Source organism: Caulobacter sp. ErkDOM-E (assembly GCF_048541895.1).
Lineage (GTDB): Bacteria > Pseudomonadota > Alphaproteobacteria > Caulobacterales > Caulobacteraceae > Caulobacter.
The window spans coordinates 1,881,460-1,902,735 of the sequence record NZ_CP183331.1 but is presented as its reverse complement, the minus strand read 5'-3'; the positions used below and the strand labels follow the sequence as shown (position 1 = coordinate 1,902,735).

Annotated in this window: 23 protein-coding genes; 15 read left to right on the top strand and 8 right to left on the bottom strand. The window is 67.5% G+C overall.

All coding sequences use genetic code 11. The features are described 5' to 3' along the window. The first annotated feature begins 35 nt into the window (after window positions 1–35). From ACN2C7_RS09320 to ACN2C7_RS09290, 7 genes are all read left to right on the top strand, one after another. Window positions 36–929 (top strand): metallophosphoesterase family protein, encoded by an 894-nt coding sequence (locus ACN2C7_RS09320; RefSeq protein ID WP_419321238.1) that lies wholly within the window; start codon window positions 36–38, stop codon window positions 927–929. A 79-nt stretch (window positions 930–1,008) separates the two neighbouring features. Continuing rightward, window positions 1,009–1,446 carry an HIT family protein gene (locus ACN2C7_RS09315; protein WP_419321237.1) on the top strand — a complete coding sequence of 146 codons (438 nt, stop codon included), beginning with the start codon at window positions 1,009–1,011 and terminating at the stop codon, window positions 1,444–1,446. 26 nt (window positions 1,447–1,472) lie between these two features. Then, window positions 1,473–2,639, top strand: a complete 1,167-nt coding sequence (locus ACN2C7_RS09310; protein ID WP_419321447.1) for an LptF/LptG family permease — start codon at window positions 1,473–1,475, stop codon at window positions 2,637–2,639. Continuing rightward, complete coding sequence (locus tag ACN2C7_RS09305; RefSeq protein WP_419321236.1) at window positions 2,636–3,697, top strand: LptF/LptG family permease; 1,062 nt, start codon at window positions 2,636–2,638, stop codon at window positions 3,695–3,697. The genes ACN2C7_RS09310 and ACN2C7_RS09305 overlap by 4 nt, the downstream gene beginning before the upstream one ends. Beyond that, window positions 3,697–4,848 carry a dATP pyrophosphohydrolase gene (locus ACN2C7_RS09300; protein ID WP_419321235.1) on the top strand — a complete coding sequence of 384 codons (1,152 nt, stop codon included), beginning with the start codon at window positions 3,697–3,699 and terminating at the stop codon, window positions 4,846–4,848. Before ACN2C7_RS09305 ends, ACN2C7_RS09300 begins: the two co-directional genes overlap by 1 nt. After that, entirely contained in the window at window positions 4,845–5,594 is a 750-nt protein-coding gene (locus ACN2C7_RS09295) for a nucleotidyltransferase family protein (protein ID WP_419321234.1), read from the top strand. The genes ACN2C7_RS09300 and ACN2C7_RS09295 overlap by 4 nt, the downstream gene beginning before the upstream one ends. A gap of 25 nt (window positions 5,595–5,619) precedes the next feature. Then, window positions 5,620–6,048, top strand: coding sequence for a nuclear transport factor 2 family protein (locus ACN2C7_RS09290; RefSeq protein WP_419321233.1), 429 nt, complete (start codon window positions 5,620–5,622; stop codon window positions 6,046–6,048). Between the two features lie 12 nt (window positions 6,049–6,060). Here the strand turns inward: ACN2C7_RS09290 and ACN2C7_RS09285 are convergent, their stop codons facing one another. Next, the gene (locus ACN2C7_RS09285) at window positions 6,061–6,816 is read right to left on the bottom strand and encodes an NTP transferase domain-containing protein (protein ID WP_419321232.1); all 756 of its coding nucleotides are present in this window, start codon (window positions 6,814–6,816) and stop codon (window positions 6,061–6,063) included. A gap of 293 nt (window positions 6,817–7,109) precedes the next feature. On the opposite strand from ACN2C7_RS09285, the gene ACN2C7_RS09280 reads away from it, so the two are divergent. Beyond that, a complete protein-coding gene (locus tag ACN2C7_RS09280) occupies window positions 7,110–8,150 on the top strand; it encodes a substrate-binding domain-containing protein (RefSeq protein ID WP_419321231.1) in 1,041 nt (346 codons plus the stop codon). Window positions 8,151–8,312: 162 nt separating this feature from the next. Then, entirely contained in the window at window positions 8,313–8,471 is a 159-nt protein-coding gene (locus ACN2C7_RS09275) for a hypothetical protein (RefSeq protein ID WP_419251608.1), read from the top strand. A gap of 13 nt (window positions 8,472–8,484) precedes the next feature. Here the strand turns inward: ACN2C7_RS09275 and ACN2C7_RS09270 are convergent, their stop codons facing one another. Genes ACN2C7_RS09270 through ACN2C7_RS09260 form a run of 3 tightly spaced genes read right to left on the bottom strand, consistent with a single transcriptional unit; the run spans window position 8,485 to window position 11,037 of the window. Further along, window positions 8,485–8,832, bottom strand: coding sequence for a hypothetical protein (locus ACN2C7_RS09270; RefSeq protein WP_419321229.1), 348 nt, complete (start codon window positions 8,830–8,832; stop codon window positions 8,485–8,487). A 24-nt stretch (window positions 8,833–8,856) separates the two neighbouring features. Next, on the bottom strand, window positions 8,857–9,474 hold the full coding sequence (locus ACN2C7_RS09265) for a DUF882 domain-containing protein (RefSeq protein ID WP_419321227.1): 618 nt from the start codon (window positions 9,472–9,474) through the stop codon (window positions 8,857–8,859). A gap of 54 nt (window positions 9,475–9,528) precedes the next feature. Then, complete coding sequence (locus ACN2C7_RS09260; RefSeq protein WP_419321226.1) at window positions 9,529–11,037, bottom strand: L,D-transpeptidase family protein; 1,509 nt, start codon at window positions 11,035–11,037, stop codon at window positions 9,529–9,531. Between the two features lie 223 nt (window positions 11,038–11,260). On the opposite strand from ACN2C7_RS09260, the gene ACN2C7_RS09255 reads away from it, so the two are divergent. From ACN2C7_RS09255 to otsA, 3 genes are all read left to right on the top strand, one after another. After that, window positions 11,261–13,072 carry a glycoside hydrolase family 15 protein gene (locus ACN2C7_RS09255; protein WP_419321225.1) on the top strand — a complete coding sequence of 604 codons (1,812 nt, stop codon included), beginning with the start codon at window positions 11,261–11,263 and terminating at the stop codon, window positions 13,070–13,072. 283 nt (window positions 13,073–13,355) lie between these two features. Then, window positions 13,356–14,135, top strand: a complete 780-nt coding sequence (gene otsB / locus ACN2C7_RS09250) for a trehalose-phosphatase (RefSeq protein ID WP_419321446.1) — start codon at window positions 13,356–13,358, stop codon at window positions 14,133–14,135. Beyond that, the gene (gene otsA, locus ACN2C7_RS09245) at window positions 14,132–15,673 is read left to right on the top strand and encodes an alpha,alpha-trehalose-phosphate synthase (UDP-forming) (protein WP_419321223.1); all 1,542 of its coding nucleotides are present in this window, start codon (window positions 14,132–14,134) and stop codon (window positions 15,671–15,673) included. The genes otsB and otsA overlap by 4 nt, the downstream gene beginning before the upstream one ends. On the opposite strand, the gene ACN2C7_RS09240 is transcribed toward otsA, so the two are convergent. The 3 genes from ACN2C7_RS09240 to ACN2C7_RS09230 all read right to left on the bottom strand — a co-directional run bounded on the left by ACN2C7_RS09240 (window position 15,636) and on the right by ACN2C7_RS09230 (window position 17,418). Then, window positions 15,636–16,064, bottom strand: coding sequence for a hypothetical protein (locus ACN2C7_RS09240; protein WP_419321222.1), 429 nt, complete (start codon window positions 16,062–16,064; stop codon window positions 15,636–15,638). The two genes, otsA and ACN2C7_RS09240, sit on opposite strands and share 38 nt — an antisense overlap. 96 nt (window positions 16,065–16,160) lie before the next feature. Further along, window positions 16,161–17,060 (bottom strand): M56 family metallopeptidase, encoded by a 900-nt coding sequence (locus tag ACN2C7_RS09235; protein WP_419321220.1) that lies wholly within the window; start codon window positions 17,058–17,060, stop codon window positions 16,161–16,163. Then, the gene (locus ACN2C7_RS09230; protein WP_419321219.1) at window positions 17,050–17,418 is read right to left on the bottom strand and encodes a BlaI/MecI/CopY family transcriptional regulator; all 369 of its coding nucleotides are present in this window, start codon (window positions 17,416–17,418) and stop codon (window positions 17,050–17,052) included. The genes ACN2C7_RS09235 and ACN2C7_RS09230 overlap by 11 nt, the downstream gene beginning before the upstream one ends. Before the next feature lie 239 nt (window positions 17,419–17,657). On the opposite strand from ACN2C7_RS09230, the gene ACN2C7_RS09225 reads away from it, so the two are divergent. The 3 genes from ACN2C7_RS09225 (at window position 17,658) to ACN2C7_RS09215 (ending at window position 20,937) form a co-directional block, all read left to right on the top strand. Next, entirely contained in the window at window positions 17,658–18,476 is an 819-nt protein-coding gene (locus ACN2C7_RS09225) for a 2-keto-4-pentenoate hydratase (RefSeq protein ID WP_419321218.1), read from the top strand. A gap of 34 nt (window positions 18,477–18,510) precedes the next feature. Beyond that, window positions 18,511–19,785 (top strand): MFS transporter, encoded by a 1,275-nt coding sequence (locus ACN2C7_RS09220; RefSeq protein ID WP_419321217.1) that lies wholly within the window; start codon window positions 18,511–18,513, stop codon window positions 19,783–19,785. Window positions 19,786–19,899: 114 nt separating this feature from the next. Then, window positions 19,900–20,937, top strand: coding sequence for an oxidoreductase (locus tag ACN2C7_RS09215; RefSeq protein ID WP_419321216.1), 1,038 nt, complete (start codon window positions 19,900–19,902; stop codon window positions 20,935–20,937). A 10-nt stretch (window positions 20,938–20,947) separates the two neighbouring features. Here the strand turns inward: ACN2C7_RS09215 and ACN2C7_RS09210 are convergent, their stop codons facing one another. Beyond that, on the bottom strand, window positions 20,948–21,256 hold the full coding sequence (locus tag ACN2C7_RS09210) for a hypothetical protein (protein WP_419321215.1): 309 nt from the start codon (window positions 21,254–21,256) through the stop codon (window positions 20,948–20,950). Window positions 21,257–21,276: the final 20 nt, after the last annotated feature.

Below are 21,276 nucleotides of genomic sequence, written 5' to 3'. Positions count from 1 at the left end.
TCGTTTCGTTTATGGCCAAAAAGCGCGATTCTGACTTGTCGATATTCCGCATAGCCCACCTTTCCGACCCGCATCTGCCGCCACCCGCAGGGGCGTTCGGCTGGCGGGACCTCGCTTCCAAGCGTTTGCTCAGCCGCATCGCCTGGCGGCGCAAGCACAAGGAGCATCAGCCCGACGTGCTGGCCGCCCTTGTCGCCGACATCAAGACCTATGCGCCCGACCACATCGCCGTCACCGGCGATCTGACCAATTTCGCCTCCACCGTCGAGGTCGAGGCCGCGCGCCATTGGCTGAACGGGCTTGGTGCGTCAGATAGGATCACTCTGAGCCCGGGCAACCATGACGCCCTGGTCGGCGCAACGGGCCCCGAACGATTCGCCGCCTGGTCGGACTGGCTGGGCGACGGCGACGAAGTCGCTTTTCCCAGACTTCGGATCCGCGACGGTGTGGCGATCATCAATCTGTGCTCGGCCATCCCCACCGCGCCGCATCTGGCGACCGGCCGGTTGGGCCAGGCGCAGCTGACGCGGCTGGAGGCCCTGCTGGCCGACCCCGCTCATCGCGACCTGTTCCGGGTGGTCCTGATCCACCACCCGCCGACCCCGGGCGCCGTTTCAAGGCGCAAGTCGCTGGACGACCGGGAGGGCCTAGGTGCGATCCTGGCCCGCCAGGGCGTCGATCTGGTGCTGCACGGCCACGCTCACGAAGGGCTGGTGGCGACCACACCAGGTCCGGACGGCGCGGCGATCCCCGTCCTGGGCGTGCCCTCGGCCTCGGCCCTGGGACGGGGCAAGCACCCGGCCGCGCGCTGGCACGCCATCGAGATCACCCGAGATGGCGCCGACGCGGTGTCGGTTCGGGTCATCGCGCGCGGGCTGGATCCGCAAACCGGTGATGTGGCAGAGCTGGGCCGGTACGTGCTGGCCTAGTGCTGATCGCACTTCCATGAAAAAGCCCGCGTCCCTATTGTGAATCGGCGGCGCGCGACGCCACGGGAAGAGCCCGCACATGACCAATCCAACCGCCGTGAACTTTGGCTACCCCGACACCAGGGTGGCCGAAACCGACCACTGGCTTGTTCTGGTTCGTCCCAAGCAGCCAACGCTTGGGGCCCTGGTCCTTGTATGCAAGGAAGCGGCGGAAGCCTTCTCTCAGCTCAGCCCCGCCGCCTTCGCTGATTTGAAGGTGGCGATCGACGGAATCGAGCGATTACTGGGCAGGTTCGTGGCCTACGAGAAGATCAACTATCTGATGCTGATGATGGTCGACCGCGACGTGCACTTCCACGTCATTCCCCGATACGAAGGTGTCCGCGTCCATGAGGGCCGCACCTTCACTGACGCCGGCTGGCCGGCCGCCCCGGCCCTGGGCGCGACGGTGGATCTGGATCCGCCAAGCGCTGCGGCCCTGGCGACCCTGCTGGCCAGCGACTGGTCGGCGGCGTGATCAATCTGCGTCTGATTGACCGCTACATGCTCAAGCTGGTGGCCTGGCCGATGGTCGGCTGCTTGGGAGTCACGGTCGTTGCCCTGTTGCTGGAGCGGGTCCTGCGCCTGCTCGACGCCCTGTCGCAGAGCAGCGCCCGCTTTGGCTATGTCACCGAACTGGCCGCCAATCTGGTGCCGCACTATCTGGGCCTGGCCCTGCCTGTGGCCTTCTTCGTGGCCCTGTTCATCGTCATCACCAAGCTGTCGGACGGCTCGGAGATCGACGCCCTGCTGGCCAGCGGACAGTCCTTGAGCCGCATCGCCATTCCCTTCGTCTGCGTGGGCCTGTTTCTCAGCCTCTTCAGCGTGGCCCTGTTCGGCTACAGCCAGCCCTACAGCCGCTATGCCTATCGCTCGGTGATGCACGCGGCCGTCAACGCCGGCTGGAACGGACGCCTGTCAGGCGGCGCCTTCATCGACGAAGACAACCTGCTGATGACGGCCGACGGCGCCGATCCGGCCGGTCAGAGCCTGACGCGCATCTTTATCCGCCGCCTCGACGACAAGGGCCGCGAAGAAGTGATCACCGCCCAGACCGCCACGCTCAGCGCCAGTCCGGGCGGCGACAAGGTCACCCTGCTGCTGCGACGCGGCCAGCGGATCGGCCTGGACGCGGCCGGCGGCTACCGCACCCTGGCCTTCGACCAGTTCATCACCGAGATGCCCCTGGCCGGCGCCGCCACCCTGCTGCGCGCGCGCGGCGGCGACGAGCGCGAGCTGACCCTGAACGAACTGGCCCGGCAGGCCGCGTCCAACACCTCCATCCTGCCCAAGCCGACCCTGCTGGCCGAGCTCTATGGCCGGCTGGCCCGGGCCGCCTTCCTGCCCTTCCTGCCCCTGCTGGCCTTCCCGCTAGGCCTGGCCGCCAAGCGCGGCAACCGCACCCCGGGCCTGATCGTGGCCGGCGTGCTGCTCCTGGCCTTCCAGCATTCGCTGCTGCTGGGCCAGAGCCTGGCCGAAGCCGGCAAGGCCAATGCCCTGCTGGCGATCTGGGGACCGTTCCTGGTCTTCACCGGCTTCAGCGTCTGGATGTTCATGGGCAGTCGCAAGCGGCCCGGCGACACGCCCATCAGCCGCGTGGTCCGCCGCATCGGCGAAACGATCGACCGGGCCGTTCGTATGGTCGCTCCTCGCCGTCAGGCCGCGTCATGAGACTTCAGCGTTATGTTCTGGGCGTCGCGGCCAGCCGCATCCTGAGCGCCGCCGCTGTCCTGATGGGCATCCTGCAGGTCCTGGACCTGCTGGAAGTCACCACCGACATCCTCGACCGGGGGCTGGGCGTGGGCGGGGTGCTGTACTACGCCGCCCTGCGCGCCCCGCGGCTGATCGAGCAGATCGCGCCGATCAGCGTGCTGGCCGGCGGCCTGTTCGCCTTCTCGCAACTGGCCCGCGAGAGCGCCATTATCGCCATGCGCGCGGCGGGAATCTCGGCCTACCGCATCGTGGCCATGGCCGCCCCGGCGGCGGTGGCGATGATGCTGCTGGACTTCACCTGCGCCCAGGTGATCGCCCCGCGCACCGACCCGATCCTCGACACCTGGTGGGAGGCCCACACGCCCGCCGCCGACCGCAAGGCCAACGGCCCCGTCAGTTTCCGGGTCGGCGACGATCTGGTGATCGCCGCCAGCGCCGCGCCAAACGGCCGCGCCCTGCAAGCCGTCAAGATCTACCGCCGTGACGAGACCGGCCGCCTGATCGAGCGGGTGGACGCACCCGCCGCGACCTTTGCCGGCAAGGACTGGAACCTGTCCCAAGCGGTGACAACCCGCTTTTCCGGCCAACGCGTCGACACCGTCACCACCAGCCAGATAACCTGGCCCTCGCCCCTGCGGCCCTTGGACGTCCAGGCCCTGTTCTCGGACAATCCCGCGCCGTCGGCGGGCTCGGCCCGACGCGCCCTGCTCAATGGCGGCACCGATCGGCCGCCCAGCTACTACGAGACCCGCCTGCTGGGCGCCTATGCCGGCCCGTTCGGGGCGCTGATCATGCTGTTGCTGAGCGCGCCGGTGGCGCTGGCCAACTTCCGCAGCCGGCAGGGCGCTGTGCTGCTGACCGTGGGTCTGGCGTCTGGCCTGGTGTTCCTGGTTGTCGACGGCCTGCTGTCGGCGCTGGGCGAAAGCGGTGCGATCTCGCCGATCCTGGCCGTCTGGGGCGGCCCTGTGATCTTTGGCGCCCTGGCGATCAACGCCCTGATCAATCTGGAGGGCTGATGCCGTTCGACTCCCAAGACGCCGACCTACGGGTCATCGCGGTCAACACCCCGGCCGAGCTGGAGCGGTTCATCAAGCTGCCGGCGCGCCTCAATGCCGGCGATCCCAACTGGATCACGCCCCTGATGATGGAGCGGTCCGAGGCCCTGTCGCCCAAGACCAATCCGTTCTTCGAGCACGCCGAGGTGCAGCTGTTCCTGGCCGTGCGCGGGGGGCGCGACGTCGGCCGGATCAGCGCCCAGATCGACGCCCTGGCCCCGCAGGCGGAAGGCCAGAAGACCGGCAATTTCGGCCTGATCGCCGCCGAGGATGATCCGGCCGTCTTCAAGGTGCTGTTCCGCGCCGCCGAGGACTGGCTGCGCGACCGCGCCTGCACGACGGCCCTGGGTCCGTTCAACCTGTCGATCAACGAGGAGGTCGGCCTGCTGGTCGACGGCTTTGACAGTCCGCCCATGGTGATGATGGGCCATGACCCGGCCTATACCGGCGGCCGCGTGGAGCAGCAGGGCTACGCCAAGGCCAAGGACGTCTACGCCTATGTTTGCGACCCGACGGCCGATCTGCCGGCCGTCGTGGTGCGCCGGGTCAAGCGCGGCCTGCCCGACGGTGTGGTGCTGCGCGAGCTGGACATGAGCCGCTATGACGAGGAGGTCGTCTCGCTGACGGCGATCCTCAATGACGCCTGGGCCGGCAACTGGGGCTTCGTGCCCACCACCGAGGCCGAGACCCGGCAACTGGCCAAGGCCCTCAAACCCGTCATCGAGAAGAAGATGACCCTGTTCGCCGAGATCGACGGCGAGCCCGCGGGCTTCATCGTGCTGCTGCCCAACGTCAACGAGGCCATCCGGGACCTGAAGGGCAAGCTGCTGCCGTTCGGCTGGGCCAAGCTTCTGTGGCGGCTGAAGGTCAGGGGTGTGAAGTCGGCGCGGGTGCCGCTGATGGGCGTGAAGCGCAAGTTCGCCGACACGATGCGCGGCCAGCTGCTGCCCTTCCACCTGATGAACGCCGGCCGTAACGCCTCGCTGGCCCTGGGCTATACGAAGTTCGAGTTCTCGTGGGTTCTGGAAGAGAACATGCCGATGCGGCGGATTTCCGAAGCCATGGGCGCGACGATCTACAAGACCTATCGCCTCTACGAGAAAGCGTTGTGAGCTTCCAGGCTCTGGTTCTGGCGGGTTCGCGCGGCGGGATCGATCCGGTCGCCGACTATGCCGGCGTCAGCCACAAGGGCCTGATCGTACTGGGCGGCGAGACCCTGCTGACCCGCGTCCTGCGGGCCCTGGATCAGGCCGGCGCGACACGGATCGGGGTCTCGACCTCGGATATCGCCCTGGTGGAGGCCCTGGCGGGCGTCGCCAAGGCGTCTCCCCTGCCCGCCGCCGGCGGTCCCAGCCAGAGCGTCCATGACGGCGCCAGCATCATGGGCACGCCGCTGCTGGTCACGACCGTCGACCATGCCCTGCTCCAGCCGGAATGGATCACCGAGTTCCTGGCCAAGGCCCCGGCCGACTGCGACTTCGCCGTCCTGATGGCGCCGGAGGCTGTCGTCCGCGCGGCGGCGCCGGAGACCAAGCGGACCTACTGGCGGTTCAAGGACGGCGGCTATTCGGGCTGCAACCTGTTCCTGCTGCGCAACGAGACCGCCCTCAACGCCGTGGCCTTCTGGCGCAAGGCCGAGAGCCTGCGCAAGCAACCCTGGAAGATCGCCGCCCTGCTCGGCCCGGTCATGCTGGGCCGCTACGTGCTGGGCTTGATGACCATCGACGAGACGCTGGAGCGTCTGGGCCGGGCCGCCGGCGTCAAGGCCGCCATCGTGCGCTCGTCCTACGGCCTGGCGGCGGTGGACGTCGACAAGCCGTCGGACCTGGATCTGGTCAGGACGATCATCGAGCGCTGAACGTCTCGAACCTAGGGAGCCCCCCATGACTGATCTGCCCCAACTCCACCCCGCCGCCGCCAAAAGCCTGTCGGCCTGGCATGAGATGGTCGCCAACGGCGACCTGGGCGACTTGCGGTCCATCGTCCATCCCGACGCGACGTTCCGCTCGCCGGTAGCCTTCAAGCCCCACAAGAGCGCCGACGCCGTGGTGCTGGCGCTGAGCACGGTGCTGACCGTATTCGCCGACTTCGCCTATCACCGGCAGGCCACGACCGACGACGGGCTGAACGTCGTGCTCGAATTCAGCGCCATGGTCGGCGACAAGGCGGTCAAGGGGATCGACTTCGTCCGCTTCGACGAAGACGGCAGGATCGTCGATTTTGAGGTCATGATGCGGCCGCTGAACGGCGTGCAGGCCCTGGCCGAGGAAATGGGCAAGCGCCTGGGCGGGATCATTCCGGCCTATAAGTAGGCCGGGGCAACCCTACGCCTCGACCAGCTCCGCCACCCACGACGCCGCCAGTTCGCGATTGCGCGGCAGGTCTTCGGGGAAGTCCATCTCGGCCCAGTCCAGGCCCTGGATCGACTGCACCCGCACCACGTCGTGCTCCTGGGCGATCTGGTTGATGACGCTGAGGTACCAGCGCTTCAGGCCCTCCGGCGTGCGCAGGGCGGCGTCGACGATCTTGGTGAACAGGGCCGCGCCCTCGGCGTCAAAGCGCAGGAAGCCGATCGACTCGGCGTCATAGGTCTCGATGGTCTTGCCGATGGCGCGCAGGGACAGGCCCTCGGTCGCCACCTTCATGTCGTCGGCGTCGTAGCCGTCCTTGCGATCGATGGTGACGGTGATCGGGGCCGGCGGAGCAGCCATCAGGCGCTCGGCGATGGCCGGCTCGAACAGGGTGTCGCCGTTCAGCAGCAGGAAGTCGCCGACCATCTCGCCGCGCGCCAGCCAGCAGGTGGCCAGGTTGTCGGTCAGGCCGAAGAACGGGTTGAACAGGGTGCGCACGGTCAGGCCGGGCAGGTCCAGGCCCGCGATCTCGGCCTCGACAGTGTCGGCCGCAAAGCCGGTGACGACCACCACCTCGGTGATCCCGGCCTGGAGCAGATGGCGCAGTTGCCAGTGCAGCACGGTGCGCCCCGACAGCTCGACCAGGCACTTGGGGCGCGTGTCGGTCAGCGGCGACAGACGCTTGCCCTGGCCCGCGCTGAGAATGATGGCTTTGGTCGGAAGCGCCACGGAGACTCGATTCACTTCTGGCCGCACGGGACGGCATCTGATTCAGGGCGGGAAGCTACAGGATACAGCAGCCCCCACATAGGGCCAGCGCGCTCGCCCGGCGAGAGGCGCAACGCCGCAGCCGCGAGGCGATGAACAGGTCGTCCGCGAGGCGCGAAAGGGCGCCTGCGCCATTAATCCGCATACAGATTTCCGGATCACCGACCGTCGTAAAACCTTGATAAAGCTCGCTAGACCATGTTTGAAGGCGGTGCGTTCTCCCGTCTGACCCCGCAAAATCCGGACCTATCACCATGACCAAGCTTCTTGGAGCCGCCGCCGCCCTCGGGCTGCTGGCCGCCGCCGACACCGCCTATGCCGCGCGCGACTATGTGTGGGCAGCAGGCTCCTCGACCGTCTTCCCGTTCACGACCCGCGTGGCCGAGAACTACGCCAAGAAGACCGGCAAGAAGTCGCCCAAGGTCGAAAGCCTGGGCACGGGCGGCGGCATCAAGATGTTCTGCGGCGGCATGGGCGAGAAGTATCCCGACGTCGCCAACGCCTCGCGCCCGATGAAGAAGTCCGAGTTCGAAGCCTGCAAGAAGGCCGGCGTCAAGGACATCGTCGAGCTGAAGATCGGCTTCGACGGCATCGTCGTGGCGATGGACAAGAAGTCGCCGGACTACAATTTCAAGCTCGAGCACCTGTATCTGGGCCTGTCCGACCAGACCCTGCGCGGCGGCCAGCTGGTCAAGAACCCCTACAAGTCGTGGAACGAGGTCAGCCAGGGCCTGCCCAAGGCTCGCATCCTGGTCTATGGCCCGCCGCCCACCTCGGGCACCCGCGACGCCTGGATCGAGCTGGGCATCGAGGGCGGCGCCGGCAAGCTGCCGCCCCTGACCAAGCTGAAGGCCGACGACGAAAAGGCTTTCAAGGCCAAGGTCGCGCCGATGCGCACCGATGGCGGCTGGGTCGACGCCGGCGAGAACGACAACGCCATTATCGGCACCATCCAGAAGACCCCCAACGCCCTGGGCGTGTTCGGCTATTCGTTCCTCGAGCAGAACGCCAACACCATCAAGGCCGCCAGCATCAACGGCGTGAAACCGACCGTGACCACCATCACCAACGGGACCTATCCGATCTCGCGCTCGCTCTTCATCTACGTGAAGAAGAGCCAGATCGGTGTGACGCCGGGCCTCAAGGAGTTCGTCAACGAATTCGTCTCGGACGCCGCCACCGGCCGGGGCGGCTATCTGCAGTCGCGCGGCCTGATCCCGCTGCCGCCCCAGCAGCACGAGGCCAACAAGGCCAAGTCCAAGACCCTGCCGGTGATGGCGGCCCCGAAGTCCTGATCTGGCGCGTCATCCCGGAAAACTCGAGCCGGAGCCACGCTCCGACCCAAGTTTCCGGGATGACGCCGCCCGTCGGGCTCGCGATCGTGCAATCGCACCCAAGGGCTTGACCGACTGCAGCGGCGCGCGCTCCATGGCGGGCCTGCCAATGCGGAGAGCCTCATGGCCGAACGTGTCGAAGAACGCCTGCAGGATCTGGAGCGGCTGGTGATCCGGCAGGCCGAGCGGATCGAAGACCTGGAACAGCAACTGCTGACCATCACGCGCCTGGCGCATCTGGCGGCGCAGAGGGTGCGGCCGCCCGAGAGCGAAGCGGCCTGATCCCTAAAAGACCCTAGTTGGTCGGCTGGTCCGGCGCCGCGCGCGAGGTCATGCCTGCAGCCGCAGCGTCGTCGGCCATCTGAGCGTCGACCGGCGGTGTTTCACGCACCGGCGTCGGTGTCGTGACGGGCTGAGCGACGACCGGAGCCTCGATCTTGCGAGGTGCGGACGCGGCGACAGGTCCTGCATTCAGCGCCGCAGCGGCCGCATCGTCGGCGGCGGTGCGCAGCTCGTCTGAGCCTTCGTCATAGCCGCCCAGGCCGGCGGTCAGGAACAGGATGGCGCCGAAGGTGGCGATGACGCCCACGACAAAGCCCAGGAAGATCCATCCGAACGGATTGCTGCGACGTTCAGCGCTCATAGATGGCCCCCTGCCCTTGCGGGCCTAACTTCCCTGCCAGCGCCGGAACGGCCCGACATCGACGTGCACGAACTTGCTGTCGGGATAATAGCCGACGCCGCCCCGCTTCAGATCCAGCGCTGCAGCGCGGAGGCGATCAAGGGCGACATCCTCCAGATAGATGTCCATCGCCTTGCCGTCCATGTGCAGACTGCGCTTTGCGACCTCGCCGCTGCGCTCCGCCAGCAGGCGGTTGCTGGCCGGCGAGCGATAGCCCGAGATGATCTGGAAGGCGGTCTTGGTCTCGGTCTTGCGATGGATGTCGGTCAGCAGGTCGAACAGCTGGACGTTCATCGGGGCGACCTCGCCGGTGCGATGATCGCGCAGCACCTTGTTGAGGGCCTGCAGGGCGTCGGGAACATAGGTTCCGTTCTCCCAGTACACGGCCTGCAACTTTTCGTCGGTGTGGAGGTTATACAGCGAGACCCACTTGGGCGCGGCCTCGACCACCGGCTGGATCGCCGCGACGGGGGCTGGCGTCAACGGCGTCTGGGCTTCCAGAAGCGCGCCGATGATATCGTCCTGAGCGTGGGCCGACGGGCCTATCGCTGCGGCGCCAAGCGCGCTCAAACCCAACTGAAAAAACTTACGCCGTGCGATCATGACGCTATCCCTGACACCGTACTGCCCGCAGGACACCCCAGGCCGGCCAGAAGGTCAAGCTGAGCCGGAGAGGGCTGCGGCGATCCGCTGCACCAGCAGGCGGTCCCAGCCATAGGGATCGTCGCGGAAATTGACCTGGCCGTCGGGCGTCACATAGGCCGTCCAGTACAGCAGGAAGACCGCGATCTGCTGGGGCAGCTGGGCCCGCACGGTCTTGCCGCCGGCGATGGTCGCGTCGATCACCTCGGGCGTCCAGGTCGCGTCGCCTTCCATCACCGCGCGAGCCAGGTCGACCGGCTTTTCGACGCGCACGCAGCCGTGGCTGGCCAGGCGGCTGAAGCTGGCGAAGCGCGCGCGGCTGGGGGTGTCGTGCAGATAGACGCCATAGGGATTGACGAAATCGAACTTGATCAGGCCCAGGGCGGCCTTGGGTCCGGCCTTCTGCTGCAGGCGCGAGCCGCCGCCCTCGGTCGGGATGACGATGAAGTCGTTGCGGGCGAAATAGCCGGGATTGGCGCGCTCCTTAGGCCACAGCTCCTTGGCGGCGATCGAGGACGGCACGTTCCAGGGCGGATTGAGCACGATGCTGTGGATGTTCGACTGCAGCATCGGCGTTTCGTCGCCGGGCCGGCCGGTGACGGCGCGCATGGTCAGGGTCGGGACGTCATGGTGGAACACCGACAGCACGGCGGCGGCGATATTGACCTGGATGCGGTCGGCCGGCAGCACCTGCGGCAACCACCGCCAGCGCTCCATATTGGCGAGGATCTGGTCCAGGCGCAGCGCGACCGGCGTATTGAGGGCGGCCAGCGTCTTCTTGTCCAGCACGCCATTGGGGTTGAGCCCAAAGCGCTTCTGGGCCCGCATCAGGGCCTGGACCAGCGCCTCGTCGAACAGGGCCACGCCATCCACGGCCACGGTCGCATCCTCGACGGCCAGCCGGGCTTCCAGGGCCACAACGCGGGGATCGGTCGAGCCCTGCTTCAGATCCGGCCCGGCCGGCAGCATGGTCCAGCCGCCGCGGGCGGCGATGTCGCGATAGGTGACAAGGCCCCGGCGCAGGGTCTGATAGCCCGTATAGGGCGGCGGCAGGGTGTCCAGCCACGGCCCCAGGCGATCCTGGGCGACGGCCTGGACGAATTCGGGGCCGGGATCATAGACCGCCGGGCGCAGGCCCCAGTCGGTGCGGAAGCTGGTCAGCGGCAACCGGCCCGAGCGCACGGCCTTGGCATAGGCCAGGGTCAGGCCGATCAGCTGGCCCTGCCCGGTCTGGCGGGCGGCGACATCGCGCGAGGCCAGCAGCGCCAGGGCCTGATCAGGCGAAAAGGCGCCCAGTTCGAAGCCATGGGTGGGCGCTTCGGCCAGGACACGGCCCAGCAGTTCCATCTGGTCGACGCGCAGCGTCACGGAATAGGGGCTGACAGGGAAAGCCAGAGGCTGCTGCGGCGCGGCCTGAGGCTGCCGCGCGCCTGACAGCGAGGGATTCTGGGACTGCGCCAGGGTCGGCCCGCTCGCCAGGAGCCACAGCGCCCCTGCGGCCAGCGCGCATGATAGTCTCGACAAGCCGCTCACCGCCAATGGATCTCGTAACACCTTGCCACGCGAAGGATCCGCGCGATCCCAGATGGCCGTTTGCACCCACGTCCGTCAACGCGAGTATCGTGAAAGGCGAACCTCGGGTCGGACCCCAGGGTTCTTTTTGCGCCGCAGGAACCGGGAAGCCACACAGAGGGTTTCCGATGTGTCGTCAGGCCGACCCCAGGTCCCGCCCCACTCCGGATACCGTGTGCCCCAAAACTCCGCGCCCCAGACCCTCGACCTGTTTCCCATCGGCAACTGCGCCGTCAGCGCCCTGATCGACCGCAGCGGACGGTTCGTCTGGGCCTGCGCGCCGCGCGTCGATTCCGATCCGGTGTTCAGCGCCCTGCTCAGCGACGTTGATCCCGGGAGCGTTGCAGCCACCGGGGTCTGGGATGTCGATGTCGACCGGGCGGTGTCGACCACCCAGGCCTATCTGCGCAACACCCCTGTCCTGCGCACCGAGATCACCGACGCCGACGGCGCCAAGATCGAGATCATCGATTTCGCCCCCCGCTACCAGCAGTTTGGCCGCATCTTCCGGCCCACCGCCTTCATCCGCCTGATCCGCCCTGTCTCCGGAACGGCGCGCATCACCCTGCGGGTGCGGCCGACCGCCCAGTGGGGCGCGCGGCTGGCCGAGCTCACTTCGGGCTCCAACCACATCCGCTATCTGTGTTCCGACCTGACGATGCGGCTGACCACCGATTGTCCAGTGTCGCACATCCTCGAAGAGCGCACCTTCCGGCTCGAGCAGCCGATCGCGCTGTTCCTGGGTCCCGACGAAGGCTTCGGCGCCGAGGTGGGCTCGACCTGCGAGAAAATGCTGCGCGAGACCACCGCCTACTGGATGACCTGGGTGCGGGGCCTGGCCATTCCGCTGGACTGGCAGGCGGCGGTGATCCGCGCGGCGATCACCCTGAAGCTCTGCGTCCACGAGGAGACCGGCGCCATCGTCGCGGCCCTGACCACCTCGATCCCCGAACACGCCGACAGCGGCCGCAACTGGGACTACCGCTACTGCTGGATGCGCGACGCCTACTACGTGGTCCAGGCCCTCAACCGCCTGGGCGCGGTGGATATCCTGGAGAACTATCTGGGCTATCTGCGCAACATCGTTGACCGCGCCGCCGGCGGGCACATCCAGCCGCTGTTCGGGGTCGGGTTCGAGCCGCAGCTGACCGAGCGCTTCGCCCCCGACCTGCCCGGCTATCGCGGCATGGGGCCGGTGCGCATCGGCAATCAGGCCTTCGAGCACCAGCAGCACGACGTCTATGGCCAGATCGTGCTGTCCAGCACCCAGGCCTTCTTCGACGAGCGCCTGCTGCGTCAGGCCACAGTCGCCGATTTCGAGGCCCTGGAGCCGGTGGGCGAGCGCGCCTTCCAGCTGCACGACAAGCCCGACGCCAGCCTGTGGGAATTCCGGGGCCGGGCCAATGTCCACACCTATTCGGCGGTGATGTGCTGGGCCGCCTGTGACCGTCTGGGCAACGCCGCCGAGAAGCTGGGCCTGCCCGACCGCGCCCGGTTCTGGAACGGTCGCGCCGCCATGGTGCGCGCCACCATCGACGCCGCCGCCTGGAATGCCGAGCTGGGCCGGTTCGCGGCGACCTTCGGCGGCGACGAGCTGGACGCCAGCCTGCTGCAGCTGGTCGACCTGCGCTTCATCAGCGCCAATGACCCGCGCAACATCGCCACGGTGGCGGCGGTCGAAAGCGGCCTGCGCAAGGGCTCCTACCTGCTGCGCTACGCCATTCCCGACGACTTCGGCGAGCCCAAGACCGCCTTCAACATCTGCACCTTCTGGCTGATCGAGGCCATGCACCTGGCCGGCCGCGCCGAAGAGGCCCGCGCCCTGTTCGAGGACATGCTGGCCCGCCGCACCGCCGCCGGTCTGCTGTCGGAGGACATCGGCTTTTCGGACGGCGAGCTGTGGGGCAACTATCCGCAGACCTACTCCCTGGTCGGCCTGATCAACTGCGCCATGCTGCTGAGCCGGCCCTGGTCTTCGGTGCGATAGAGCATGATGGTCTTGAGCTGAACCATAGATCCCAAGCCACCGCTCTCCCCGGCGAAAGCCGGGGCCCAGATCGAACCAAGAGAGATAATCGTTCTGGCTCGGTGCAAAGTCGCACAATCCCCAGACGCTCAGGCTGAAGCTGGGCCCCGGCTTTCGCCGGGGAGAGCGGATTCAAATGATGATTCAACTTTCAGCCATCGTCCGGTAGCGAGCGTCGCCGGATCGAAACTTCGCCTCGAGCGTTCCTCTCGTCATGTACCGATTTGAAGAGGGGCGTCTGGTGATGACCGTGCAGGGGTCAAGCGCAAGACAACAGCTCCACGACCTGCCCCCGCCGCCGTCGTTTCCGCCGGCCTCGGCCGCACTGTTTCTCGACCTCGACGGCACCCTGGCGCCGATCATGCCGCGCCCCGAGCACGTGGGGCCGGACCGGCGACGCGCCATGCTGATCAAGCGCCTGACCGCCACCCTGAACGGCCGGGTGGCCGTGGTCAGCGGCCGAGCGCTGGACGATCTGGACCGCATCTTCGAGCGCGGCGTCACGCCGGTGGCGGCCGTTCACGGCCTGGTGCGGCGCGACGCCGACGGTCATGTCGTGACCTCCACGCCGCACAGCGGCATCCCGGACGCCCGCCTGCTGCTCCGCGATCTGGCCCGCTGCGACAAGGGCCTGCAGTTCGAAGACAAGGGCGTCAGCGTCGCCCTGCACTATCGCAACGCGCCCGCCGCCGGCGAGGCGGTGATCGAGACCGCCGAGCGCATCGCCCGAAACACCGGCCTGGTGCTGCAGAGAGGCGACATGGTCGTCGAACTGCGCACTCCGGGCCAGGACAAGGGCCAGTCGGTCGCGGCCTTCCTGCGCGAGCAACCCTTCATGGGCTCGACCCCGATCTTCGTGGGCGATGACCTGACCGACGAGGATGGCTTCGCCGCCGCCGCGCGTCTGGGCGGCTATGGCGTTCTGGTGGGCGACATGCGCCCGACCGCCGCCAGCTACCGGCTAAAGGACACCGCCGCCGTCTCGGCCTGGCTGGAGGGCGTCGCGACGCTGATGCCCGCATGAGCCGGCTGATCGTCGTTTCCAACCGGGTCAATCCACCGCCCAGCCCGGAGACGGGCGACGGCGAGGGCAGCGTCGGCGGCCTGGCCATGGCCCTGGCCGCGGCCCTGCGCGAATATTCCGGCATCTGGTTTGGCTGGAGCGGCAAGACCACGCCGCACTTCACCGGCCAGCTGGCCATGCAGCGGGTCGACGGCGTGACCACCGCCACGGTCGATCTGGAGGAAGCCGACTATCAGGAGTATTATAACGGCTACGCCAACAAGACCCTGTGGCCGCTGTTCCACTATCGCGTCGACCTGACCGCCTATGACCGCTCGTTCGGCGAGGGCTATGACCGGGTCAACAAGCGTTTCGCCGAGACCCTGCGGCCGCTGATCGAACCCGACGACGTGATCTGGGTGCACGACTATCACCTGATCCCGATGGCCCGGGAACTGCGGCGGATGGGCGTGACCAACCGCATCGGCTTCTTCCTGCACATTCCCTGGCCGGCCCATCAGTTGGTGGTCACCCTGCCCCGCCACCGCCCGCTGGTGGAGGCGATGTTCGACTATGACCTGGTCGGGTTCCAGACCGAGGAATCGCGTCACGCCTTCGAAGGCTATGTCACCTCCGAGGTCGGCGGCTCGGTCGCCGCGAACGGCGAGCTGACGGCGTTTGGCAAGACCACCCGCGCCGCCGCCTTCCCGATCGGCATCGACGCCGAGGACTTCGCCCGCATCATCGAGGGCCCGCGCGCCCGCAAGGTCTATGACCGCATGCTGGCCCACAGCGTGTTTCGCAAGATGGTCGTGGGCGTCGACCGCCTGGACTATTCCAAGGGTCTGGAAGAGCGCCTGATCGGCTTCGAGCGCTTCCTGCACGACAATCCCGACATGCGCCGCGAGGTCATGCTGCTGCAGATCGCGCCGCTGTCGCGCGACGAGGTCGAGGCCTATCAGGACCTGCGCTCGCGGCTGGACGGCCTTGTCGGCCGGATCAACGGCGCCTATGCCGAGATGGACTTCACGCCGATCCGCTATGTGAACAGGTCCTACCGGCGCGACGAGCTGGCCGGGATCTATCGCGCCGCCAGGGTGGGGCTGGTGACGCCGCTGCGTGACGGCATGAACCTGGTGGCCAAGGAATATGTCGCGTCCCAGGACCCCGAAGATCCCGGCGTGCTGATCCTGTCGCGCTTCGCCGGCGCGGCCCGCCAGCTGTCCCAAGCCCTGATCGTCAATCCCAACAGTCCGGAGGAAATCTCCGACGCCCTGAGTCGCGCCCTGGCCATGGGCCTGCCCGAGCGCAAGCGCCGCTGGGAGGCCCTGTTCGACAATGTCCAGCGCAAGGACGTCACCGCCTGGCGCGACGACTTTGTCGGCGCCCTGACAGCCCCTGCCGAAGAGATCCTGCCGGTCCCGCCGCCCAGATCGCTGGCGGAGGCCTCCGCTCCGGCTGTTGCCCCGAGGGAGACCCCGTCGACCCTGTCGTTTCAGCAAATCCGCTCCGGCGATGCGCCTAGGTCTGCGGCGTCCGAAGCACGCCGCTGCGGATGACCGGCAGCAGGAACGTCACCAGCAGGACCAGGTTGGGGATGGCGTTCATCCCATAGCCGGTGGCGATCGACATCGGGGTGTCGATCACGAACCAGATCAGTACGCCCGCGACCAGTCCGCGCCAGACGGGGGTGGCGCGCTCGCCCAGCAGGATCGCAGCCTGGATGGTCACCGCCATCGTCACGGCCCAGCCGATGGTCACTGCGCCCATGAGCGCCAGGCTGAAACGCATCTGCGCGTTCAGATCCAGCGGCTCCGGGCCGTTCAAAATACCGAAGATCAGACGGCTTGGCCCACTGGTGGCCTCAAGACCGCCCCCGACCAGAACGGCGCCAAAGACGCCGACGCCCCAACACCACACCGTCAACCAGTTGCGCCAGAAGCCTGACATCGCGCTCTCCCCAGTTTTGCCTGACGCAACCTAGAAGCACCGGCCGAAGGCGCACAATTACCTGTCAGGTCATGACGCCGTGTCGCGGCCCGGGGCTCAGGGTTCGAGGGCCAGGGACATCCGTGCATAGATCACGGCCTCGGGCCAGATCACCGGCGCCGCCTCGGGCCTCGGCGGACCTTCCGGCTGGGCCGACCAGGCGCCGACGGCGGCGGTCAGGCTCATCACCATCACCAGCGCCCCGCCCAGGGCCGAACGGTGCAGGGTCGGCTGGGGCCGGGTCAGCATGATCACCCGCTCTTCCAGCGGATGGGGCGCGGCGGCCGGCCAGTGGCAGCCCAACGGCAGGGCGCGGGCGCCCAGCTGGGTCTTCAGCAGGGTGCGGGCATAGAGGCCGCGCTCGCGCGACAGCCGCCCCATGACCCGGGCGTCGCAGGCCAGCTCCTGATCCAGTCGCGCCTCGCGCACCGCCAGATGGATCAGGGGATTGAACCAGCCCAGGCACTGGATCAGCGCCATCAACGCATTGACGCGCGGATCCAGCCGTTCGATGTGCGCGCGCTCATGCGCCCGGATCAGGCCGCGCTCGGCCTCGGTGAACCGGGTCTGATAGTCATCCGGCACCACCATGCGCGGGACCAGCACCCCCACCACGGCCGGGCCGGCCTGGCCCGACCGGGCGCGCTGCATGAAGCGCGACTGGCTCAAGACCAGCAGCGCCAGGGCCAGCGACACGCCGACCAGCCAGACGCCGCCCAGGATCGCGGCGTGGTCGCCCGGCAGGATGAAGTGACGCGCGACTGCGGCGCCGGGCTCGGCGGCGCGGGCGGGCAGCAGGGCCGCAAGGCCCGCCGCCACCGGCAGCAGCCACAGCAGATAGGCGACCTCGGCCCCGAACAGGGCCCGGGTCGGACGGCGCAGGCTCAGGACCAGCAGGATCGCCAGACCGGCGGCCAGATTGCAGAAGACCAGGTGGGTGAGGACCTCAGCCGCCATGTTCCAGGTCCTCGATCAGGCGCTTGAGGCGCGCGATCTCCTCGGCCTTCAGCGCACGATGCTGGGCGAAGTGACTGATCATCGGGGCCAGCTGGCCTTCGAACAGGCGGTCCAGCAGCCCCTGGCTCTCGGCCTGGACATAGACGCTGCGGGCGATCAGGGGCCGATAGCCGTGCTTGCCCTCGGCGCGCTCGGACTTGATGGCCTTCTTCTTCAGCAGCCGGTTGATCAGCGTCTTGACCGTGGCCTCGCCCCAGGACTGGCTGGCGCCGACCTCGGCCACCAGTTCGTCGGCCGTCAGCGGCTCACGCCGCCACAGCGCTTCCATGACATGACTTTCGGCCGAGGTGATATGCATGGCTCATTACATCCGTAATACTGCCTGACGCTATACCCGTCGCGTGGTCTGTCAAGCGGCGGAGCCACATGCGGCGGCCGGCGTCGCTGACCCCCGGTGCGCAAAATCTTGCAGGCAGGGTGAACCGCAATCTTGCCACCGGTGTCTCAAGGCATGATTGTCAATGACACCGGTTTCCATTAGAGACGTCCCAGACCCGTAAAGCGGGCTGTCGGGTTATTGTAGGGAGGACTAGCGGCGTGACCGTTTCCGCAGCCGAGAGCGATGTGTTCGCACCGGCGTCCATAGCTTCCCAATTCGTCAAGGCGCGCCTCGCCGGCGTCAGCGTCCCCGGTTATCCGGGCGGCGTGCTTCCTGTCACCATGGCCGACGGCTACGCCGTTCAGGACCTGGCCATCGATTCCTGGCCCGATGAACTGGTCGGCTGGAAGGTCGGCTATGTGCCGCCGCAGCATCAGGGTCGCCTGGGCGCCGAGCGTCTGGCGGGGTGCATTTTCAAGAAGAATCTCTGGGAAGCCGCCGACGCGCCGACCCCGTTCCGCGCCATCGACGGGGGCTTCACCGCCGTCGAGGCCGAGTTCATCGTCCGCCTGGGCAAGGACGCGCCCGAGGGCAAGACCGACTGGACCGCCGAGGAGGCCGCCGACTATGTGGGCGAGCTGATCCTGGGCGTCGAGATCGCCGGCAGCCCGCTGAAGACCATCAATGTCCTGGGCCCGCCCATCGTGGCCTCGGACTTCGGCAATAATGACGGCCAGATCCTGGGTCCCGTGCTCGAAAACTGGCGCGACATCGCCTGGGAAGACATGGCGGTCGAGACCACGATCAACGGCGTCGTCGTCGGCACGGGCACGGCGGCTTCAATCCCCGGCTCGCCGCTCGCGGCCTTGGCCTTCCTGCTGGGTCACGTCGCCTCGCGCGGCCGGCCGCTGAAGAACGGCATGCTGGTCACCACCGGGGCCAGCACCGGCATCCACGACGTGGTTACGGGCGACGCCGCAAGGGTTAGCTTCGGCGCGCTGGGACAGGTGGAGTGCGTCGCCGTCCCGGCCAAATAAGAAAACGACAACTCAGGGTAAGGAAGACGTATCCATGGTCATTCCCAAGGCTCCCGAGCCCTCCGAAAAGATCGGTCGGTATCGGTGGGTGATCGTCAGCCTGCTGTTTGCAGCGATGGTCATCAACTATGTCGATCGGCAGACGATCGGCATTCTGAAGTCGGACCTCTCCAAGGAGTTCGGCTGGAGCGAGGGCGACTATGCCGACCTCGTCTTCTATTTCCAGCTGTCCTACGCCGTGGCCTATCTGGTCTGGGGCAAGATCATGGACAAGATCGGGGCCCGCTGGGGCTTCGGCATCGCCTTCCTGATCTGGCAGGTCGCCCACATCGCCCACGCCGGCGCGCGCGGCCTCAACGGCTTCATCTTCGCCCGCATGGGCCTGGGCATCGGTGAGGCCGGCGGCTTCCCCGGGGGCATCAAGGCCGTGGCCGAGTGGTTCCCCAAGAAGGAACGCGCCTTCGCCACCGGCATCTTCAACGCCGGCACCAATATCGGCGCGATCGTCACCCCGCTTGTGGTGCCCGGCATCGTGCTGGCCTGGGGCTGGCAGATGGCCTTCATCGTCACCGGCGTGGCCGGGCTGATCTGGCTGCCCATCTGGCTGATCCTGTATCGCACGCCGCGTCAGCACAAAAAGATCAGCGCCGCCGAGCTGGCCCATATCGAGCAGGACGAAGCCGATCCGGTCGAGAAAATCCCCTGGGTCAAGCTGCTGACCAAGCGCGAAACCTGGGCCTATGCCCTGGGTAAGTTCCTGATCGACCCGATCTGGTGGATGTTCCTGTTCTGGCTGCCTGACTTCCTGGGCAAGCGCTATGGCCTGGATCTGAAGACCTTCGGCCCGCCGCTGATCGCCATCTATCTGCTGTCGGACGTCGGCAGCGTGGGCGGCGGCTGGATGTCGTCGAAGTTCATGAGCATGGGCTGGAGCATCAACAAGGCCCGCAAGATCACCATGCTGATCTGCGCCCTGCTGGCCGTGCCGGTGATGTTCGCGTCCTATGCCGACAGCGTCTGGCTGGCCGTGCTGATCATCGGCGTCGCCACCGCAGCCCACCAGGGCTTCTCGGCCAACCTCTACACCCTGCCGTCGGATGTCTTCCCGCGCGGCGCGGTGGGTTCTGTGGTCGGGATCGGCGGCATGCTGGGCGCCGTGGGCGGCATGGTGTTCTCCAAATACATCGGCCAGGTCCTGGAGAAGATCGGCACCTATACCCCGATCTTCATCGTCGCCGGCAGCGCCTATCTGATCGCCCTGCTGGTGGTCCACCTGCTGACCCCCAAGATGGAGCCGGTGAAGATCTAGGTCTTCGTCCTTTCCACATGATTGGAGCCCCCGTCGCCTTGGCGCCGGGGGCTTTTTTCTGGCCCGCAGCCCAGCCAGAGCCTATTTCCAGAGCGGTTTCGAGGAGTTGCCGCCATGTCCCCCACCCCGCTCAAGGTCGCCCTGGTCGGCTACGGCTTCGCCGGCAAGACCTTTCATGCGCCGCTGATCGCCGCCACGCCGGGGCTGGAGCTGCACACGATCGTCTCCAGTGACGCGGCCAAGGTGCGGGCCGACTTTCCGGAGGTCGCGGTCGTCAATGCCGATCTGGTCCGGGCCGTGGCCGATCCGGCCATCGATCTGGTGGTCATCGCTACGCCCGACACCCTGCACGCCAGCCAGGCCCACATCGCGCTGGACGCCGGCAAGCACGTGGTGATCGACAAGCCCTTTTCCGTCACCCTGGACGAAGCCCGCGCCATCGCCGACCACGGCCGGCGCGCCGACCGCCTGGTCAGCGTGTTCCAGAACCGCCGCTGGGACAGCGACTTCCTGACCCTGCAGGCCCTGATCGAACGCGGCCATCTGGGTGAGATCGTCCAGTACGAAAGCCATTTCGACCGCTTCCGACCGCTGGTCAGCGACCGCTGGCGCGAAAAGCCCGGCGCAGGCGTGCTGCTGGACCTGGGCCCCCACCTGATCGACCAGGCCCTGGTGCTGTTTGGCAAGCCGCAGGCGGTCTATGCCGACATCGCCGTCCAGAAAGACGGCGGCGTGGCCGGCGACTATTTCCACCTGCTGCTGCGCTATCCCCGCCTGCGGGCGCTGCTGCACGCCAGCCAGATGACCCAGGCGACCAATCTGCGCCTGGCCGTGCACGGGACCGCCGGCAGCTTCATCAAGAGCGGGCTCGACACCCAGGAAGACCAACTGAAAGCGGGCCTAAGGCCCGGCGCGCCCGGCTATGGCGACGATCCCCGTCTGGGCGTCCTGATCCAGCTGGAAGACGGCGAACCGGTCAGCACGCCTGTGCAGCCCCTGCCCGGCAACTATCGCACCTACTATGCCAGGATCCGCGATGCGATCACCGGCGGCGCGCCCAGCCCGGTGCCGGTCGAGGAAGCCTTGCGGGTCATGGAGGTGATCGACGCCGCCCAGCGCAGCGCCGCAGAGCGTCGCGAAATCGTCCTGTAGGCGAAGACGATTAGTGGCTGACCGGGCCGGTCTCGCGTCGACCCGACAGCGCCAGGCCGGCGTCCAGGCCGCGCCGCCACAGCAGGTCGGCGTCATACAGCACCATGCCGTCCATCAAGGTCAGGCGCAGCAGCATGCGGGTGGGCAGCAGCAGGGTCCGCCGCATCGCCACCCGCGCGCCAAAGGCCGTCAGGTCCAGAACCGCCACCGGCTCGGCGCGACCGCCACCGGTGACCAGGTCGCCACGCAACAGACAGGCCCGGCGGCTCGCGGCGCGCCGCTCGACAGGCTGTTGCAGGAAGGCTTCAACGTCCGACATGACGCAAAACTAGGCCGCGA

Coding starts and splice junctions, on each gene's coding strand:
- ACN2C7_RS09230 (WP_419321219.1), bottom strand. CDS start 17,418: ATGCATATCACCTCGGCCGAAAGTCATGTCATGGAAGCGCTGTGGCGG.
- ACN2C7_RS09270 (WP_419321229.1), bottom strand. CDS start 8,832: ATGAGCGCTGAACGTCGCAGCAATCCGTTCGGATGGATCTTCCTGGGC.
- ACN2C7_RS09290 (WP_419321233.1), top strand. CDS start 5,620: ATGACTGATCTGCCCCAACTCCACCCCGCCGCCGCCAAAAGCCTGTCG.
- ACN2C7_RS09315 (WP_419321237.1), top strand. CDS start 1,009: ATGACCAATCCAACCGCCGTGAACTTTGGCTACCCCGACACCAGGGTG.
- ACN2C7_RS09265 (WP_419321227.1), bottom strand. CDS start 9,474: ATGATCGCACGGCGTAAGTTTTTTCAGTTGGGTTTGAGCGCGCTTGGC.
- ACN2C7_RS09300 (WP_419321235.1), top strand. CDS start 3,697: ATGCCGTTCGACTCCCAAGACGCCGACCTACGGGTCATCGCGGTCAAC.
- ACN2C7_RS09240 (WP_419321222.1), bottom strand. CDS start 16,064: ATGTCAGGCTTCTGGCGCAACTGGTTGACGGTGTGGTGTTGGGGCGTC.
- otsB (WP_419321446.1), top strand. CDS start 13,356: ATGACCGTGCAGGGGTCAAGCGCAAGACAACAGCTCCACGACCTGCCC.
- otsA (WP_419321223.1), top strand. CDS start 14,132: ATGAGCCGGCTGATCGTCGTTTCCAACCGGGTCAATCCACCGCCCAGC.
- ACN2C7_RS09210 (WP_419321215.1), bottom strand. CDS start 21,256: ATGTCGGACGTTGAAGCCTTCCTGCAACAGCCTGTCGAGCGGCGCGCC.
- ACN2C7_RS09310 (WP_419321447.1), top strand. CDS start 1,473: ATGCTCAAGCTGGTGGCCTGGCCGATGGTCGGCTGCTTGGGAGTCACG.
- ACN2C7_RS09220 (WP_419321217.1), top strand. CDS start 18,511: ATGGTCATTCCCAAGGCTCCCGAGCCCTCCGAAAAGATCGGTCGGTAT.
- ACN2C7_RS09275 (WP_419251608.1), top strand. CDS start 8,313: ATGGCCGAACGTGTCGAAGAACGCCTGCAGGATCTGGAGCGGCTGGTG.
- ACN2C7_RS09235 (WP_419321220.1), bottom strand. CDS start 17,060: ATGGCGGCTGAGGTCCTCACCCACCTGGTCTTCTGCAATCTGGCCGCC.
- ACN2C7_RS09280 (WP_419321231.1), top strand. CDS start 7,110: ATGACCAAGCTTCTTGGAGCCGCCGCCGCCCTCGGGCTGCTGGCCGCC.
- ACN2C7_RS09215 (WP_419321216.1), top strand. CDS start 19,900: ATGTCCCCCACCCCGCTCAAGGTCGCCCTGGTCGGCTACGGCTTCGCC.
- ACN2C7_RS09305 (WP_419321236.1), top strand. CDS start 2,636: ATGAGACTTCAGCGTTATGTTCTGGGCGTCGCGGCCAGCCGCATCCTG.